The sequence below is a fragment of the Carboxylicivirga sp. genome (genome assembly GCF_982718395.1).
This window is the reverse complement of sequence record NZ_CEXQWX010000041.1, coordinates 1-18,452: the sequence shown is the minus strand read 5'-3', so window position 1 is coordinate 18,452 and position 18,452 is coordinate 1. Positions and strand designations below refer to the sequence as shown.

The window sequence follows — 18,452 nt, the reverse complement described above, 5'->3', positions numbered from 1 at the left end:
TTTAAAATGTAGGATCTATTAAAAAGCTATAGAGTTTTACTTTGTGATTTGGCAATCACGGTTTTTGTTCCCGATAATTGATCATGTGCCCCGTTACCAAATCCAAACGGATATGACATCCAGTCAAAAGGATTTAGTCTCATTATAGTTCTCAAGAAAATTCTCCAGAAACCAGGCTTTGAATAGCTTCTGTCAATCACCTTTGTATTGGTTATCAACTTACCAATAGTTCTGCCATTTACTGATTCAAATAGCAGATAATAAAAAAAGAAACACAGATATATAGTAATTTCCGGTTGATTAATTAAAGGAATCAGATTGGTTATGACACCATTAATTATAACAATTGCAATTAAGTCAATAATAAAGTTTAATATACGCAGGCCTTTGTTTGGTATGATCATCAGTTTTAAAGTTAGGTGTAGCAGTTATCTTATCTGTTTCATTTCGTCATACATTTGTTTCTTGAATACAAAATAGAATATCAGGTACAGTGGTACTCCCAGTAAGTAATATATGGTGACACTGCAGGTTTTATATTCATTGCCAATTAATTTATACAGCCTATTGTGATCAAGAAAAGATCTAATCAGAAACATCATATAGAGTAGAATACTCAATAAGGATAAGATAATGGTTATAGAAAAAGTGAGAAGCGATTCAAACGTAATAGCAGAGATAAGCGAACTAATAACTAAAATTGAGATATAAAATACAAGGGCTATAAGTGAGTTTTTAAAGAAAGATCTATAACAAGCTTCTGCTTCATTGAATTGCTGATTTTCGAAATTACCTGTCAATTTAAGATCTTCTACGCTAATCCCTCTCTCCTGAAGAATTGCTAAGGCACTTTGTCTTGTTTCTTCATCGTAATCATACTGCCGGTAGTTTTTGATAACATCCATTAAACGGGTGTTGTCAAAAGTTTTTAATATTTGGGTTTTATCGGTCACTGGACTGAGATACTTTATTAAGTTCGTATGTTTCTAAAAGTAAAACTGCTTTCGTAATTACACTCCAATAATTAAGAGCAATATTATTAAGACAATTATAATATTAGGAGCATACCAATTGACACCTCCTTTTTTTGAAATAGCATAATTAATTCTTTCCTCATCATCATGCTCTTCTAAGATTTTATTCATCTTACGTATACTCTGCCTGATATAGAGACGATTGGAAATAGCACCTACAACTATCCCCCAAATGAGCATGCTCAGCTTATCAATTATTTCATATGCACTCATTGAAATTATTTCATAAGTGAGCAGAAGCTCCTGAATTGCTGCCTCAAGAAAGATAATACCTGCAATAATAAAAATGGTTGTGTACATCTTACGATAGGCCATCCAAACGATCCCTAAGAAAAATGCTGCAGGACTAAAGGAACACCGCCCATTTTCATAATATAATTCCATCTGTCTGATATAATAGTCAGAACTATTTTGGTAAAAATTATTGTATAACTCTCGTTTTTCATCAGTTAGCATTTTTAGATCATTTTAAAAGTAAGAGAATGTAATATTTGCTTCGTGTATATTGTTTCATACGTACTCATTTCTAACAACATATAGTTATATGCTCTAGGTTATCAACTAATTTCACATTTCAAACTAAATAAGTGAATGCATTATTTATAATGTTTAAATAAAGCGGGTTTAACCATAAAGTAATGGTTCAATCCCTAACACATGATCCCACTTGCGTTCACTCGTGCACCTGTTAAGCTTATTATTCATTTTTGCTATAGGCGCCTTTAATCTCCGATTAGTGTATGCTAAAATATAATTTTATCGGGAATGATCATCATTATGTTGATAAAATCATTAAAAATATTGGCTAACGATTGAAATAACTTGATCATCTGCATAATTAATCTGGTGAAGGGGCATTAGCAATTATAGATATTACAAATTTGCTATTCATCCAATATCTAATGGTGCGCCATAAGCTAAGATAGCACGCTATACATTGAAGGTTTTAGGAGTAAACTGGTAGACAGATGTTCAAAGAATTGGTAGAATAAATAGATAGGACAATCTGATAGACAGTTATTTTGTCAGAGATTTTATTCTTTTTATTTTGTTGGGTGGAATCAAATAAATAAACAAATTAAAAGCAATGAATAAATCTCTTCAACCAAACAAACTACAGCTATATTCGTTAGTTGTGGTTCGTGTTCTTCTTGGTTGGTACTTCCTTTACGAGGGGCTTGTTAAACTGCTAAATCCCAACTGGAGTGCCATTGGCTTTCTTAAAAGTTCTGAAGGTTTTCTTAAGAACCTCTTTATTAACATGGCCGACAACCCAACAACTTTAGATATAGTAAACTTCCTGAATGTATGGGGTTTAATTGCCATAGGTTTGGGATTAATAACAGGCACTTTTGCCCGATTGGCAGCAGCCTTTGGAGCTCTATTGGTCTCTCTGTATTACCTGGCGCACCCTCCTACAATCGAGGCCCAACAACTGCTTTTTGGTTCAGAACAAGCATTATGGGTAGACAAAAATCTGATATTTACTTTTCTCTTAATAGTGCTTTATGCCATTCCAACCAGTCATGTCATTGGCATTGACCGCCTGATATTTAATAAAAAGAACGTTTATGGAAGATAATAAGCGAAGCTATTCCAGAAGGGACATCGTTAAAACACTTGCTACTGTTCCGGTATTGGGAGCATTTGGTTATGCTTTACTTAAAAAGATTAATTACCAAAAAGAGCAATCCTATAATATAGCAAAAGAACTAGGTCTTAACCTGTATGATGATCCTGAACCGTTAGCCGGGTCAGATGGAAAAACAATAAGAGTCGGTATAATTGGTACTGGAGGGCGAGGCAGATACTTACTTGAAGCTGCAGGATTTGCTCATCCGAACACATTAAATCACTGGCATAAACAATCGCAGGTCAATAAAAATGATACACGATACGGTGATTTCATGGCTCAGGATGATCTGAATATTGAGATCAGGGGAATATGCGACATTTTCGAAGTCAATGCCAAGGATGCCTTGCTATCGGCGAGTAACAAAGATAAATTAACTGATTTAACTAAGGCATCATCAAGTGTGAAGCGATATAAAAACTACCGTGAGCTATTGGCAGCGCCCGATATTGATGCGGTAATTATTGCAACACCCGACCATTGGCATGCACAAATGGGAATTGACGCAGCTAAAGCAGGCAAGCATATTTATATTGAAAAAGGTCTTACCCGAACGGCAGACGAAGCTTTTGCATTACGTAAGGCTGTCAAAGAGTCTGACGTAATTTTTCAATTGGGTCACCAGGGACGACAAACAGCAAGTTTCAACAAAGCCAAACAACTGATTGATAAAAATGTGTTAGGCCAAATAACCCTGATTGAAGTTTGTACCAACAGAAACGATCCAAACGGTGCATGGGTGTATCCCATCCATCCCGAAGCCAATCCTAATACCATTGACTGGAAACAGTTTATAGAACCTACTAATGCGCATCCGTTTAGTGCGGAACGATTTTTCCGCTGGCGTTGCTGGTGGGATTACGGAACAGGTTTAGGAGGAGACTTACTCACCCATGAGTACGATGCCATTAATCACGTTATGGAATTGGGAATACCGCATTCGGCAGTGGCTTCAGGAGGAATATATTATTATAAAGACGGACGCGAAGTACCTGATGTATTCCAGGCTGTTTTTGAATATCCTGATCGTGACCTGACATTAATGTACAGTGCATCATTAGCCAACGACCATTACCGTGGCAAGGTACTGATGGGACACGATGCTACAATGAAGATGGAGAATACATTGGAGGTTTTCCCGGATAATCGTTCTACGCAATACCGCAAACAATTGGATACCGGTCTTATTTCATCTGATAAACCAATGATTACTTATCAACCTGGAAGAAATACATTGGATGGATACAGTTCAGCAACCGAGCAGTACTTTGCCAGCCGGGGATTACTTTATACCCATGTGCGGGGCAAACGTGTCAATACAGCCCACTTGCATATTAAAGAATGGTTGAATGGAATCCGAAAAAACAAACAACCCAGTTGTGATATTGATCAGGCATTTGAAGAAGCCATAACAGCCCACATGGCAACTATCGCCTATCGTGAAAATCGCAAGGTTTACTGGGATGCTGATAAAGAGCAAATACTCTAATTTACCCTAATAAAATCATTATTAATCACCTTACTTGAATTTAACATGAGCAGTAACAAAAAAAGGACGGAGATGGACCGAAGAAAGTTCATCACCAATGCGGGGCTGGCCGCCGCAGGATTAACAATCATGCCTTCGGTAGTGGCACAAAAAAAGCGTCGTAAATCGAAGAATGACAAATTGAACATAGCTGGAGTTGGTGTTGGAGGAAGAGGATTTGGAGTTTTAAAAGCTATGGAAAGCGAAAATATAGTAGCATTGTGCGATGTTGACTGGAGATATGCAAAAGGTTGCTTCGAGCATTTTCCAAATGCAAAAAAGTATTGGGACTGGCGCAAGATGTTCGACGAAATGGGTAAAGATATTGATGCCGTTGTTGTAGCAACTGCCGATCACACTCACGCCATTATTGCAGCCCATGCTATTACAATGGGTAAGCACGTTTATGTGGAGAAACCATTAACTCACACCGTATACGAATCGCGCCTGTTAACAAAGCTGGCAGCCAAGCATAAGGTAGCTACTCAAATGGGTAACCAGGGTGCCTCTGGCGATGGCGTTGCAACAATCACAGAATGGATTCACAATGGTGAGATTGGAGAGATACGTAAAGTAGAAGCTTTCACCGACCGACCAATTTGGCCACAGGGTTTGAACCGTCCAACTGAAGAGCAGACTGTTCCTGAAACCTTTAACTGGGATTTATTCGTCGGACCCGCAAAAATGCGACCTTACAATGAAATATATACACCTTGGAACTTCAGAGGATGGTGGGACTTTGGCACGGGAGCCTTAGGTGATATGGCATGCCACATATTACATCCTGTTTTTAAAGGACTAAATCTGGGATATCCGACCAAGGCACAAGGTAGCTCTACTTTGTTATTGACTGATGCGGCGCCAGTGGCACAAAAAGTACGCATGACATTCCCTAAAAGAGATAACCTGCCAAAAGTAGCTATGCCAGAAGTTGAAGTACATTGGTACGACGGCGGTTTACAACCTCTTAAGCCAGATGGATGGCCAGCCGGTAAAGACATGAACTACCAGGGAGGTGGCGTTTTATTCCACGGCTCAAAAGACACACTGGTATGTGGTTGTTACGGACGTCGTCCATGGTTGCTTTCAGGACGCAAACCAGATGTACCAAAGACTTTACCACGTATTACAACAAGTCATGAAATGGACTGGGTAAGAGCTTGTAAAGAATCGCCTGAATCAAGAACCGAAACATTGTCTCCATTCAGCGAGGCAGGACCATTCAATGAAATGGTAGTAATGGGTGTATTGGCCGTTCGTTTACAGTCTCTCAACAAAGAACTGGAATGGGATGGTGAAAACATGCGCTTTACCAATATTGGTGATGATGAAACCATTAAAACAGTAATTAGCGATGGTTTTAAAATCCACGACGGACATCCTACTTTTGATAAAGAATGGACTAAGCCTGTAAATGCTAACGAATTTGCTAAGGAATTAATCAAACACAAGTATAGGGATGGATGGTCTTTGCCTGAAATGCCTGTATAAAACCTTAAATCCGCAAGCGTATTTTTATAGCCCGCAGATAACGCGGATTTGCGCTGAAAATATTTTCATCCGTTTGAATAGATAAAAATCTGCGGTAATCTTCGCAATCAGTGGGAAAAAGAAAAACATTGCAAATGTTAGATAATAATTAAAACTTAAAACAATGAAAAACTTATTTATATTCGGTCTGATAATGACCATTTTTGCATCATGCTTTGATAAACCACAGGAACCAAACACCTTGACAAAGGAAGAAAAAGCAGAAGGCTGGCAGCTACTTTTTGATGGTAAAACTACAGATGGTTGGCGTAATTATGGCAAAGCAACCTTTCCAACAGGATGGGAAATAACAGAAGACGGCACCATTCACTGTCCGGGCTCAGGTCGTGGAGAAGCAGGTGGTAAAGATCGAGGTGACATCATCTACGGAGCCAAGAAATTTGGTAACTTCCATCTGAAACTTGAATGGAAAATTTCTAAAGGTGGTAACTCGGGTATTTTCTACCTGGGACAAGAAAATGATTCATTGGATTATATCTGGAAAACTGCACCGGAAATGCAGATATTGGATAACATTAACCATCCGGATGCAGAAGAAGGCATTGCCGGTAATCGTCAGGCTGGGTCATTATATGATCTTTATCCGGCTGTACCGCAAAATGCAAAACCCGTTGGTGAATGGAATGCGGTAGAGATTAAAGTCTTCAAAGGATCGGTATGGCACATTCAGAATGGCGAAAGAGTAGTTGAGTACCATTTGTGGACACCTGAATGGAATGAGTTAGTAGCAGGTAGTAAGTTTCCTGAATTGAATCCTACCTGGGCCGATGTTGCTTCTGAAGGATATATCGGATTGCAGGATCATGGTGATGATGTGTGGTTCCGCAATATCAAAATCAAAGAATTATGATTCGCCCTTCATTAATCTTTGCCTTAGTACTTTTAATACTATCTAATACACAGATGGTAAATAGTCAGGTTCAAAAAAAACGCATCGGTATTCAGTTATGGTCAGTGCGCGATGATATGAAAAAAGATGCCGAAGGCACCATCAAACAATTGGGTGAGATGGGTTATGCCTTTGTTGAGGCAGCCGGATACAAAAACGGCAAATTTTATGGCATGGAGCCTTTGGCTTTTAAGAAGTTGTTAAACGACAACGGACTGGAATTTACCGCTTCTCATTGCGGAAAAGCTTTACCTGAGAAAGAAGAATGGGATAAAGTGATGCTATGGTGGGATGAATGTATTGATGCCCATGCCAAGGCCGGGGTTAAATACATTGTTCAGCCTTCTATGGATAAGAAGGGTTATGGTTCTCTTGAAGACTTAAAACGTTATTGCGATTATTTCAATACAATTGGTGATAAGTGTAATGCCAAAGGTATTCGTTTTGGATATCACAATCACGATAAAGAGTTTGAAGAAGTGGATGGTATCGTCAGATACGACTACATGCTTGAAAATACAGATCCTGAGAAAGTCATGTTCCAACTCGATCTTTACTGGATTATGAAAGGCGGTAAAGAAGCCACCGATTACTTTAAGAAATATCCTAAGCGCTTTGAATTATGGCACGTCAAAGATGAAAAAGAGCTTGGCGAGAGTGGTAAGATGGATTTTAAACCTATCTTTAAAAAAGCTTCAAAATCCGGAATGCAGGAAATCATCGTAGAGGTGGAACGCTACAGCTTCACCCCTATTGAAAGTGTAAAACGAAGTCTTGAGTTTTTAATGAATGCGTCATACGTTAAATAAATCGGGTCTACACTAAGAGTGAAGAGGTTGTCTTATCAGAGGCAGCCTCTTTGTTTTGGTAGTTTGTGATTCAATTTCTCCAACAACCATTGGTTTGTTTAAAATACTACTTACATTTGAAAGCTCTTGAATTAGCTTACGGGATGAAACAAGATAACATTATTGATCTGGAAAAAATTAAAGGGGGAAGTCAGATTGAATTCTCGCGTATGCTTAATTTTTATACGAAGGACTTGTTCATTTTCACTTTAGGTATCCTTGGAAATAAAGAAAATGCAGAAGAAGTAGTTAATGATGTTTTTCTTAATATATGGGAAAATAGAAAGAAAATTATCGACATCAAGAATTTAAAAGGATACCTGTTTATTGCTGTAAAGAATAGAGCTCTGTCAGCTTTAAAAAGCAAAAAAGATATTGTCAATATTGATGACCTCCCCACCTTCTACATCGATAAAATTAAAGCACCTGCAGACCACTCAATCCCATCTGACACAATGGAAGTCATCAATTTGGCAATTGATAAATTACCACCTAAGTGTAAAATGGTTTTTTCGCTTTCGAAATTACAAGGGTTTAAAAACCATGAAATCGCAACAATGCTAGAGGTTACTGAAAAAACTGTCGAGTATCATCTTAAAACAGCAGTTACTAAGCTATGCGATGCGTTAGATCATTTAAGAAGTTCCAATAAAGAGGATAACCTAAGGATCTTATCTATATTATTTAGCATTCCATAGACATCAGAATACCAGTCGATTGCGCATTTTATTGAAAAACATTTACTTTTTTTCAGAATGACCTAGGGTAAATGCGTTTTCATTCTGTCTTTTATAATAAAGACGACAATTAATGAAGCCAGTTATCGACAAATATCAACTCTTAGTAAAAAAGCTTAATAATAATCTAACCAAGGAGGATTCTCAATTATTAGATAAAGAACTTAATGTAGATCAACAGTTTCACTCTAATTATAAGGTATTAGAAAACTTCTGGAACAAGTGTTTCACAAGAGACTACGAAGAAAATCAAAAGAACATATATGCCAAGGTCATGTCTGGTATTCTTAATATTGAGCCACAAAAGCGCCCAGGTTCAAGATTAAAATATTGGGTTGCCGCCTCGGTGTTTCTTCTTTTTGCTAATATAGCTACCTTATTGTATTATATAAATGGAAGTGAAACCGAGCTCAGATATTATTCTACATTAGACGGTGAAAGTAAAGAGATAGTTCTTGATGATAGTACCGTTATTACTCTTAAAGAATCGTCCTTGCTCATTGCTCCTGAAACATTTGGCAGCCAAGAAAGAAATGTAACACTTGTGGGGGAAGCATTTTTTAAAGTATCAGAAAATAAAAAGAAGCCCTTTAGCATCAAAACATCACACCTGACTGTAAGCGTATTAGGCACTGAATTTAATGTATCGGCCTATCAGGAAGAAAAACTAATAAGTACTTATTTAAAGGAAGGAAGTGTGCAATTGAAAGGTGACTTTCTTAACTCAAAGGATGTTATAATGCAACCTGAGCAACTAGCCATTTTAAATAAGGAGGATATGCAACTTGAAGTAGTTGATGAGATACCATATAACAATTGGAGTATTGGTTCATTAAACTTTAAAAACAAACCACTGAAAGAAATCATTCTATTACTATCAGAAAAATACAGTATAGATATCTCTCTTCAGGATACAATTGTTGGAAATCAAAAATATACAGGTTATTTCAAAGATGAATCCATTTTTGAAATACTTGGAATTTTATCGTTGACTAAACCTTTTAAATATGAACTGGAAGATGAAATAATTGTGATTAGATCAGAATAAAAAAATGAGGGGAAATGCGTCCAAACATTAAGCCCCCTCACTAATTAAGTTTAATAAATAAACAAATCAAATGTATGAAAAAATTGTCTAAACAGGAAGCCCTGTATTGCAACAGGTGTATCCGTAAAGCATGGCTTGTTATGAGAATTACGCTATTTCTTTTGGTAATGTTGTTGCCCGCTCAGGCTAAAACCAAAGCTCAGAAAGTCAACTTAAAATTAGGAACAACAACACTCGTAGATGTCTTTAGCGAGATTGAAAAGCAGACTGAACTCCGTTTCATATACAATAACGAAGTTTTAAGTGAAGCTGAAAAAGTATACGTAAATGTGACTAACGAAGAAGTAGAGGAAGTATTAAAGTCAGTCCTTACTAATCATCGACTTAGCTATAAGTTCATAGATGATAAAGTAATAATATTCACAGAAAGAAAAGATGTTAATACCAGTCCGGTTGTTCAGCAAAGTATTATTAGGGGTAAGGTCATTGACATTCATGGAGAACCTCTGCCAGGTGTCAATGTATATGAAAAGAGTAACCCTCAGAATGGGGTAATAACCGGAATAGATGGAACTTATACCATTGAGGTAAGTTCTGCCGATGCATTATTGGTCTTTTCATTTATTGGGTTTGATACCCAGGAAACACAAATAGCCGGAAGAAGTGAGATTAACATCACACTTAGTGAAGAAGCTACGGATTTGGGTGAAGTTGTTGTGGTTGGATATGGAACTCAAAAGAAAGTCAACCTGACAGGGGCAGTTTCATCTGTTAAAATGACAGAGTTAGAAGATAATAATGCCGTTAACCTATCCAACACATTAGCAGGTCGTGCACCAGGTGTTAATGTCACAAACACATCAGGGCTAAGTGGTGCTTCCTCAAGTATCAGAATGCGTGGTAGTTTTGGTGAACCGTTATATGTGATTGACGGTGTTATCAGTAATAAAGATGCTTTTGATGCATTAGATGCCGAAGAAATTGATCAGCTAAGTTTTTTGAAAGATGCAGCAACAGGAGCCATTTATGGTTCAAAGGCTGGTAATGGTGTTGTTCTGGTGAAAACAAAAACAGGATCAAAGCAAAAACCAATGTTCCAATTTAAATCATCCTATGGTACATCGAGAACTACCCAGGAATTATTCTCTGATATGTTTACAGCTACTGATGAGCTAATTTATCAGAACAGGGTCGCAGCTTTTGAAGGACGCACGCTGCCTAATGGGGACGATGAATTTGCTTATTTTAAAAATGGTGGTTACAATGTTAATGACTTTATCTGGCAGAATCCATCAAATGTTAAGTCAACACTTAGTGTTAATGGTGGTAGTGACAAAATTCAATACTATGCCTTTGTTGGTTATACGGGTGAAGAAGGATCATATAAGAACCTTGATTCTGATCGATTCAATTTAAGATCTAACGTTACTGCTGAAATATCCAATGCCATCTCGGTAGGACTGAACCTTTCAGCTAAGCAGCAAAATCATGATCGATTCTACTGGCCATTCCAAAGTGATGATGATAACAATGCAGCAGACCTATACAGAGCAACATTTAACTGGCCTAAGCTATATCCATTTTATACACTTGAAGATGGAACACCGGTAAATTATGTGACGGATTTCCCTGTACGTACACCTATGGGTGCCTGGTCTGCATGGAGTGTTATTGATCAGGTTATTGGCGATCGCTACATAAAAACAAGAGAAAGACAACTGAACAGTATCTTAACACTCAATATCGACCTTGGTAAATATATAAAAGGATTGTCAACCAAAGTAGTTGGAAGCTATAACGCTACTGATTTTATGAGGAAGAAATACCTGACTTTCCAGAAGAATTATACCTTTATTCCTGCTGATCCTGATGGAAACCGATTCCTGCCTGATGCACCAGATCCTGATCAGTATGCAATATTTAACTTTAGTCAGGCTCAACCATTCTTGTCTTATGATATTAATACGCAATGGAATTATCAGTTTAATTGGTATCTGAATTACAATCGTCAATTTGGCAACCATGGCATTGATGCAGTAATGGTATTCGAACAAGCCGAAAATGGAGGTTATGGTGCCTTTGGGAAAGGTGAAGATCCAATCATGAACTATGATCAGATGTACGTTTATTCCAGTGACTCTGAACGACGCTATGGAACAGGCTGGGAATATACCGGAGCAAGACAATCATTAATTGGTCGTGCAAACTACAACTATAATGATAAGTATATTGCAGAGTTCTCATTCAGATACGACGGTAATACTCTTTTTCCTGAATCCGGCAGGTGGGGATTTTTTCCATCAACCTCATTAGCCTGGAGAATTTCTCAGGAAGGCTTCATGGAAAAGTCAAGCAACTGGCTGGATGATTTAAAATTGCGTCTATCCTACGGTACAACTGGTAATGACTTGGATGTTTGGGGAAATAGAATTACTCCATTTTCATATGCCGAAAAGTATGTCAATTCAGGCAGTTATATCTTTGGCAACAATACATACCGAACAATTCGTTTAGGAGCAACGCCTAATCCTAACCTGACATGGACAACCAATACCAGCTACAATGTTGGTGTTGACTTTGCGGTATTAAACAGTCGTTTGTCAGGAAATGTAGATGTATTCTTACGTAAGGCTACTGATATTTTGGGGCCACGAACCGTTACTTTACCTGATACTTATGGAAGATCTTTAGCCCCTGAAAACTATGCGGCCCGCTCATGGAGAGGTGGTGAATTATTCTTAAAATGGTCTGATGGAGCATGGGATAACCAATTAAAATACACGATCTATGGTAATATGGGCTATGCAAAAGATCAATGGGACACATATGACGAAGGAGCATCTTACGAAGAAGGCGGTAACCTACACTGGGCCAGTCGAATTGGCCAACCCGTCAACAGATTGATTGGTTTCAAAGCTAAAGGCATTGTAAGAACACAGGAGCAATTAGATGCGTTAAATGCAGCTGGATTTAAGCAGTTTGGCCGTAGCCCTTACCTGGGAGCCATCCTATACGAAGATTTTAGAGGAGATAACTATTCTGACGGAGCCGATGGAAAGGTAGATTGGAATGACCGTGACATCCTGTCCACAAATGCTGCACCGCGAATTAACTATGGATTTGGTTTTAACCTTGAGTGGAAAGGCATTTCACTGGACGCACACTTCCAGGGTGTAACAGCTTATGATAGAATGATCAGTAATAAAGAAGGAGCTGGTATCCGACAATGGGGAGGAAATGCTCGTCCTTATTACCCAATTTGGACCGATGATGTTTGGACACCTGAAAATGAAGATGCTAAATATCCTCGTGTAATCGGCAAGAACTGGGCAGAATCAGGAGCAATCGGATCTACATTCTGGATGAGAAACGGAGCTTATTTAAGATTGAAAAATCTAAATATCGCCTACAATCTACCTGAAAAATGGATGGATTATATCGGTTTAAATCAGGCAAGTGTTTTTGTTAATGGAACAAACCTGTTTGTAATTTCTGAAATGACTGAATTTCATGATCCGGAACAACAAAATTATGATTCTTATCCGTTGATGAAAACCTATACTGTTGGTTTAAGTGTTAATTTCTAGACTTATGAAGATGATGAAAAAAATATTATTAGGGCTACTAATTGTACTATCCTTTACAAGGTGTAGCGATGTATTAGATATTGAAAATTTAAGTACATACAATCCAGAAGTTGTATGGGGGAGTGAAGCTTCTGCAAACGCATATGTTGCGAATCTTTACCCATTATTTGGAAACTGGAGTGTATGGGCAGACAGAGGAACCGACCAGACGGCTGGTATTGATTGGTATGAGGGCAGGATTACATTATCAAATACCCAATATAGAAACTGGAATTATTCAAGAATCAGATCAATTAACCAGGTTATTGCTGACGTTGATGATAGTCCATTAGATCAGGACGTGAAAGATTTTATTAAAGGTCAGGCATTAACAATGCGTGCTTGGGTCTATTTTGGTATGGTAAAATACCATGGCGGAGTTCCATATATAATGATACCACAAGACAGATACGAAGATGACTTGTACGTTTCAAGAAATTCAACTGCTGAGTGTTTTGACTATATTGTTCAGGATTTAGAGGATGCTATCGATTTATTACCTCAGCAGATCAAAAACAGCTCTACCGATTATGGTAAGATTGATGGTAATTTTGCCTCAGCCATTAAGGCGAAGGTACTTTTGTATAAAGCATCACCTCAATTTAACCCTGATAATCCTTGGGATAATAATTATTGGAACGAAGCATATACCTACAATAAATCAGTATATGAATCATTGACCAGTCAGGGATATGCATTGGTTGAAGATTACTCACGTATTGCACTTTCTGAAAGAAATTCAGAGGTCATTTTCTCAGTGATCAATTCAGAACCAGACAAGACGGCAAATTGGGATTTCGGTGCTCGCCCAGGCTCTGTCAGTCGGGATGCTGCGCATGTTGTTCCATCATGGGAATTTGTAAAACGTTATCCAATGAAGGATGGTAAATTATACTCTGATCCAACCTCAGCCTATCATAAAACAGATGATGAGTTCTTACAAACCTATTGGGAAAACAGAGATCCAAGATTTGAAAAGTCGATTTTATGGAATGGAAAACTATACCCTGTAGCAGGTAAGAAGGAAGGATATCGCCAATATACCTCTGTTGGAATAGCCGATGAAAAAGATGATTTTGGTATCAATCCAAATGCAGGTGCCAGTTCAACCAACCTGGATCGTTTTACAGGTTTTTATATTCTTAAGAATTGTAATCTGGCCTTGGAACAGGTAGATGTAATGAATTACGACATTGATTATGTAGTAATGCGTTTGGCAGAGGTTATTCTTAATTATGCTGAGGCTGCTAATGAGGCTGGTCATATGACAGAAGCACTTGATATGATTAAACTATTAAGAGCAAGAGCTGGTATTGAAGCTGGTGTCGACGGGAAATACGGTATTAATGATGCTTCTAAGGAGACGATGAGAGAAGTTATTATTGGTGAACGTGATATTGAGTTGAGTTTCGAAGGGCATCGTTTCTGGGATTTACGTCGCTTAAGAATGCTTGACCGCTTGGATGGATCAACAGTTCATGGTGTTGAGGCCATTGCCATAAACGATGATGGCACTGAAATGACCATGAGTGAAGCTCGTGAGAAGGCTCTGAATAATGAGTTAACGGAAGTCAATTTTAAATACTCTGTATTGCAGGTTCCGAGAAATGGTGTTAAGGAGAATGATTTACCTGACACCTATTATTTCTTCCCACTGCTACAAAGTTCAATTGATGCAAATGAGAACCTCAAACAAAATGTAGATTGGGGAGGTACCTTTGATCCGACTTTATAATTAGATTGTTTAAGTTATCTGTAGAGGCTGTTCAAAAAGAAAAATGGACAGCCTCTTTCAGTGTGTATATTCCTGCCACTGACTTTACAATTGATTTTGGAGATATTAACTCATGTCCACACTCGTCTTAATAGCTGCATGAACATACACGCATTATTCCAAAAACAAATAATTCTTATAATGCCTATTTATGCATTATTAAAAAACTTAGTTCTTACTTCTTATCTAGTATTAGATTATTTTATCAAATTAATAACTCTATTAATTCAACTTAAAGATTTAATATTAAATCCTATATCTTAATATATTCGCTTATACGAATAATTTAAATAAATAATTGACAATTATAATCTGTTTTAGGTATTAACTACTAAACCAATTACTCTAGTATTGCATATATCAACAAACCTTGCTATATTTAATGGTCTGATAATGAAATTCACAACAAAGGATAAACGGTGTTGGGGTGACGCTATATTGGTTTGAGTATGGTTGGATTGAATCACGTTTGGTACTTTGTTCTAAGTATTACTATAAAAAATCTCATAACCTCTAAACTACATGACCGTTAAACTAAATAAACTCCTAAAAGAAGTAAGAGTAAGTTACGCAACTAATCTGGCTCGAAGAATTAGTGACGAGCTTAAGGAGAAAGCGTCGAACGACAAGTATATTGTACCGGTTCAGGAAGAGATACATAGCCTCTATGAGCAAATGGGCCAATACTCTAATAAAAACAGGATAAAATCGAAGCGAAAGGAGTTAGATGAAGCGCGAAGTGATGCTTTCCGTTCGATACTCTACCTTAATAAAGGCTATATGCATCATCCCGATAACGACATTAGTGAAGCTGCCGGCAAACTTCAAAAGTTATTGGATCACTTTGGTTTTGATATGACCAGGACAAACTACTCGGCTCAATCTACCAATACCGAAGTTGTCATTAAAAGCTTAAAAGAACCGGCCAACACAACCTTAGTTGATCAGTTACCAGGTATGACCACATTAATAGAACAACTTCAACAGAAACAAGATTTATTTAGTGACGGTACAACTCAGTGGATAAGGACAAAAGGTGAGCAAAGAAACAAACCCAAACCATGTGATTTGAAGCTTGAATTAGTCAGGTTGATTAATTCGAAGCTGATTCCCTACTTACGTGCAATGATGCAAATGAACCCTAAGGCGTATATTCACCTCTATAATAATGTGGCTATATTAATTCGCGATGCTAACGATATTGTGAAGCAACGAAGTAAACGAGCCTCGCAAAACAAGGTATCAGAATAAACCTATCAGGTTTTATCGGTTTTATTATTTTTAAACCGAAAAACCAACACACATTATGATTAAATTAACTTTATTAATTACCGGATTAGTACTGTTGTTATCCGGTGATCTTTTTGCACAGATTCAGGAACCAATCAAAGTCGAACAACGATTTGGAACTGTATTTACTCAAAATGGAAAAGTTCTGAAACCTCGTCATTTACTTAAATTAACACAGAACAACCCGGAATCATATAAAAGCATGCAACTTGCCCAAAAGAATAACATTATGTCTAAGGTGGTGAGTTTTACAGGTGGTTTTTTGATCGGATGGCAGCTTGGGGTATTTATTAAAACAGATGAACCTGATTGGAAAAAGGTTGGATTAGGCGCAGGTCTGGTTGCTTTTTCCATCCCGTTTGCAGTAAACTACAATAAATATGCAAAACATGCTGTATCTATCTACAACGATAGTATTACAACGGCTAAAGAAGATGTAGCTCAAATAAACTTTGGAATCACAAGCAGTGGAATAGGCTTGAGAGTTACATTTTAAACGTACAAAGATATGGATGAATAAAGCATACATTTCATAATTCAAATGTGCGCTTTTATTTTAATGCAATCTCCTTTATCAATTTATTTTGTAATAAATGCAAATCTACAGTTGAAAATGAGAATTTAATGTGTCCCACTTTCAGTGCTTTATGATTTTATTAATATTGATCGCAGGACTTCATCCTGCGCTATCATGCACAGACCTTTCAGGCCAATTGTTTAGATTCATTTGTCAGTCCTGAAAGGACAACACATATCAGTATAGTCCGCCAGGGCTATGGTTTTAATTGACAATGCAATTGAGGGCTGTAAGTCCGATACATATATTTAACAGTTGATCCACACAATAAATTGATTTTAAACCTGATTCACGACATTACCTCAATGTACCAACTCTAAGTATCTTGAAAATCAATCCTATGTCTTGTGTCTGAAGTCTAATGATCCATTGTCTCTTAATTTGTCTTAAATCACCTATTTCATAAGCAGGTATCTTCCATCCTTTTAATAAGTTTTACTAATTTCGCGTTTTGAAAACAGAGTAATGAATAGATGATGCATAATGAGCATCGGTTCAACCTTATATCATGGAATACAATTTTAAAGAGTTAGAACAAAAGTGGCAAAAACACTGGAGCGATAACAAGGTTTACAAAGTGGAAGTGGACAATTCTCGTCCTAAGTACTATGTGTTAGATATGTTTCCTTACCCTTCGGGGGCAGGACTTCACGTAGGTCACCCACTCGGTTACATCGCATCTGATATTTACAGCCGCTACAAGCGTTTAAACGGTTTTAATGTGTTGCACCCAATGGGCTATGATGCTTATGGCTTACCTGCTGAGCAGTATGCTATCCAAACTGGTCAACACCCGGCTATCACTACAGAAAATAACCTGAACCGTTACCGCGAACAGCTCGATAAAATTGGATTCTGTTACGACTGGGACCGTGAAGTAAAAACATGTGATCCAAAATATTATCACTGGACACAGTGGGCATTTATCCAGATGTTTAACCACTACTACTGCAACCAGGCTAAGCAGGCTCGTCCGATCTCTGAATTGGTTGAGGCGTTTAATGCTGTAGGTACAGAAGGTTTGGATTTAGCTTGCAGCGAAGAGCTAAGCTTTACTGCCGATGAGTGGAAAGCTAAGAGCGATAAAGAGCAGCAGGAGATATTATTAAACTACCGATTGGCCTACCTGGCCGATACAATGGTAAACTGGTGTCCTGCCTTAGGTACTGTATTGGCCAATGACGAAGTAAAGGAAGGTTTATCGGTTCGTGGAGGCCACCCGGTTGAGCAGAAAGTAATGCGTCAGTGGTCGTTACGTGTATCCGCTTATGCCGAGCGCTTATTAACAGGTTTGGATAATGTTGACTGGAGCGATTCATTAAAAGAAATCCAGCGCAACTGGATTGGCCGTTCAGAAGGTGCCGAAATGACCTTCAAAGCCAAAGATTCAGATGTAGAGATGGAAATCTTTACCACACGTGCCGATACAGTTTACGGAGTTACTTTTATGGTGTTGGCACCAGAAAGTGAGTTGGTTGATCAATTAACTACTCCTGAGCAGCGTGCTGCCGTTGATGCTTACATTCAGGAAACCAAGAAGCGTACCGAGCGTGAACGTATGGCCGAAGTGAAAAAAGTAACTGGTGTATTCTCCGGTGCTTATGCCATCAATCCATTAACCAATGAGGAGATTCCGGTTTGGATCAGTGATTATGTATTGGCTGGTTATGGAACTGGTGCTATTATGGCAGTTCCGGCGCACGATTCGCGTGACTTTGCATTCGCAAAGCATTTCAACTTACCGATTCGTCAGGTAGTAATTCCTGTTGGAGCAGAAGAAACCGATCCAATGACCTGGGACGATTCCATTGATTCAAAAGAAGGCACAATGGTGAATTCAGGCATTATTAATGGCCTTGATGTAAAAGATGCCATTACCAAAACCAAAGAATATATTGCTGAAAAAGGTATTGGCAA

15 protein-coding genes are annotated in these 18,452 nt (G+C 37.9%); 12 read left to right on the top strand and 3 right to left on the bottom strand.

What is annotated here, in order from left to right; translation table 11 throughout:
• Nucleotides 1–26: 26 nt before the first annotated feature.
• Genes AC4MRQ_RS09830 through AC4MRQ_RS09820 form a run of 3 tightly spaced genes read right to left on the bottom strand, consistent with a single transcriptional unit; the run spans nucleotide 27 to nucleotide 1,490 of the window.
• A complete protein-coding gene (locus AC4MRQ_RS09830; RefSeq protein WP_491197497.1) occupies nucleotides 27–404 on the bottom strand; it encodes an RDD family protein in 378 nt (125 codons plus the stop codon).
• A gap of 24 nt (nucleotides 405–428) precedes the next feature.
• Nucleotides 429–953 carry a hypothetical protein gene (locus AC4MRQ_RS09825; RefSeq protein WP_491197496.1) on the bottom strand — a complete coding sequence of 175 codons (525 nt, stop codon included), beginning with the start codon at nucleotides 951–953 and terminating at the stop codon, nucleotides 429–431.
• A gap of 57 nt (nucleotides 954–1,010) precedes the next feature.
• Nucleotides 1,011–1,490, bottom strand: a complete 480-nt coding sequence (locus tag AC4MRQ_RS09820; RefSeq protein ID WP_491197495.1) for a DUF2628 domain-containing protein — start codon at nucleotides 1,488–1,490, stop codon at nucleotides 1,011–1,013.
• Nucleotides 1,491–2,121: 631 nt separating this feature from the next.
• Here AC4MRQ_RS09820 and AC4MRQ_RS09815 point away from each other — a divergent pair.
• The 12 genes from AC4MRQ_RS09815 to AC4MRQ_RS09760 form a co-directional block, all read left to right on the top strand.
• Entirely contained in the window at nucleotides 2,122–2,616 is a 495-nt protein-coding gene (locus AC4MRQ_RS09815) for a DoxX family membrane protein (protein WP_491197494.1), read from the top strand.
• Nucleotides 2,606–4,156, top strand: a complete 1,551-nt coding sequence (locus tag AC4MRQ_RS09810; RefSeq protein WP_491197493.1) for a Gfo/Idh/MocA family protein — start codon at nucleotides 2,606–2,608, stop codon at nucleotides 4,154–4,156. The genes AC4MRQ_RS09815 and AC4MRQ_RS09810 overlap by 11 nt, the downstream gene beginning before the upstream one ends.
• A gap of 72 nt (nucleotides 4,157–4,228) precedes the next feature.
• A complete protein-coding gene (locus AC4MRQ_RS09805; RefSeq protein WP_491197492.1) occupies nucleotides 4,229–5,686 on the top strand; it encodes a glycoside 3-dehydrogenase in 1,458 nt (485 codons plus the stop codon).
• 163 nt (nucleotides 5,687–5,849) lie between these two features.
• On the top strand, nucleotides 5,850–6,596 hold the full coding sequence (locus AC4MRQ_RS09800) for a 3-keto-disaccharide hydrolase (protein WP_491197491.1): 747 nt from the start codon (nucleotides 5,850–5,852) through the stop codon (nucleotides 6,594–6,596).
• A complete protein-coding gene (locus AC4MRQ_RS09795; RefSeq protein ID WP_491197490.1) occupies nucleotides 6,593–7,444 on the top strand; it encodes a sugar phosphate isomerase/epimerase family protein in 852 nt (283 codons plus the stop codon). Before AC4MRQ_RS09800 ends, AC4MRQ_RS09795 begins: the two co-directional genes overlap by 4 nt.
• A gap of 143 nt (nucleotides 7,445–7,587) precedes the next feature.
• Nucleotides 7,588–8,181, top strand: a complete 594-nt coding sequence (locus tag AC4MRQ_RS09790) for an RNA polymerase sigma-70 factor (RefSeq protein WP_491197489.1) — start codon at nucleotides 7,588–7,590, stop codon at nucleotides 8,179–8,181.
• A 112-nt stretch (nucleotides 8,182–8,293) separates the two neighbouring features.
• A complete protein-coding gene (locus AC4MRQ_RS09785) occupies nucleotides 8,294–9,268 on the top strand; it encodes a FecR family protein (RefSeq protein ID WP_491197488.1) in 975 nt (324 codons plus the stop codon).
• Between the two features lie 74 nt (nucleotides 9,269–9,342).
• A complete protein-coding gene (locus tag AC4MRQ_RS09780; RefSeq protein ID WP_491197487.1) occupies nucleotides 9,343–12,855 on the top strand; it encodes a TonB-dependent receptor in 3,513 nt (1,170 codons plus the stop codon).
• Nucleotides 12,856–12,865: 10 nt separating this feature from the next.
• Nucleotides 12,866–14,629: a RagB/SusD family nutrient uptake outer membrane protein gene (locus AC4MRQ_RS09775; protein WP_491197486.1), complete on the top strand. Its 1,764-nt coding sequence runs from the start codon at nucleotides 12,866–12,868 to the stop codon at nucleotides 14,627–14,629.
• A 561-nt stretch (nucleotides 14,630–15,190) separates the two neighbouring features.
• Complete coding sequence (locus tag AC4MRQ_RS09770) at nucleotides 15,191–15,919, top strand: DUF6261 family protein (RefSeq protein WP_491197485.1); 729 nt, start codon at nucleotides 15,191–15,193, stop codon at nucleotides 15,917–15,919.
• A 55-nt stretch (nucleotides 15,920–15,974) separates the two neighbouring features.
• A complete protein-coding gene (locus AC4MRQ_RS09765; RefSeq protein ID WP_491197484.1) occupies nucleotides 15,975–16,454 on the top strand; it encodes a hypothetical protein in 480 nt (159 codons plus the stop codon).
• Nucleotides 16,455–17,043: 589 nt separating this feature from the next.
• On the top strand, nucleotides 17,044–18,452 hold a 1,409-nt coding region (locus tag AC4MRQ_RS09760), incomplete at its 3' end, for a class I tRNA ligase family protein (RefSeq protein WP_491197483.1).

Coding starts and splice junctions, on each gene's coding strand:
- AC4MRQ_RS09830 (WP_491197497.1), bottom strand. CDS start 404: ATGATCATACCAAACAAAGGCCTGCGTATATTAAACTTTATTATTGAC.
- AC4MRQ_RS09820 (WP_491197495.1), bottom strand. CDS start 1,490: ATGCTAACTGATGAAAAACGAGAGTTATACAATAATTTTTACCAAAAT.
- AC4MRQ_RS09815 (WP_491197494.1), top strand. CDS start 2,122: ATGAATAAATCTCTTCAACCAAACAAACTACAGCTATATTCGTTAGTT.
- AC4MRQ_RS09810 (WP_491197493.1), top strand. CDS start 2,606: ATGGAAGATAATAAGCGAAGCTATTCCAGAAGGGACATCGTTAAAACA.
- AC4MRQ_RS09805 (WP_491197492.1), top strand. CDS start 4,229: ATGGACCGAAGAAAGTTCATCACCAATGCGGGGCTGGCCGCCGCAGGA.
- AC4MRQ_RS09800 (WP_491197491.1), top strand. CDS start 5,850: ATGAAAAACTTATTTATATTCGGTCTGATAATGACCATTTTTGCATCA.
- AC4MRQ_RS09795 (WP_491197490.1), top strand. CDS start 6,593: ATGATTCGCCCTTCATTAATCTTTGCCTTAGTACTTTTAATACTATCT.
- AC4MRQ_RS09790 (WP_491197489.1), top strand. CDS start 7,588: ATGAAACAAGATAACATTATTGATCTGGAAAAAATTAAAGGGGGAAGT.
- AC4MRQ_RS09785 (WP_491197488.1), top strand. CDS start 8,294: ATGAAGCCAGTTATCGACAAATATCAACTCTTAGTAAAAAAGCTTAAT.
- AC4MRQ_RS09780 (WP_491197487.1), top strand. CDS start 9,343: ATGAAAAAATTGTCTAAACAGGAAGCCCTGTATTGCAACAGGTGTATC.
- AC4MRQ_RS09775 (WP_491197486.1), top strand. CDS start 12,866: ATGATGAAAAAAATATTATTAGGGCTACTAATTGTACTATCCTTTACA.
- AC4MRQ_RS09770 (WP_491197485.1), top strand. CDS start 15,191: ATGACCGTTAAACTAAATAAACTCCTAAAAGAAGTAAGAGTAAGTTAC.
- AC4MRQ_RS09765 (WP_491197484.1), top strand. CDS start 15,975: ATGATTAAATTAACTTTATTAATTACCGGATTAGTACTGTTGTTATCC.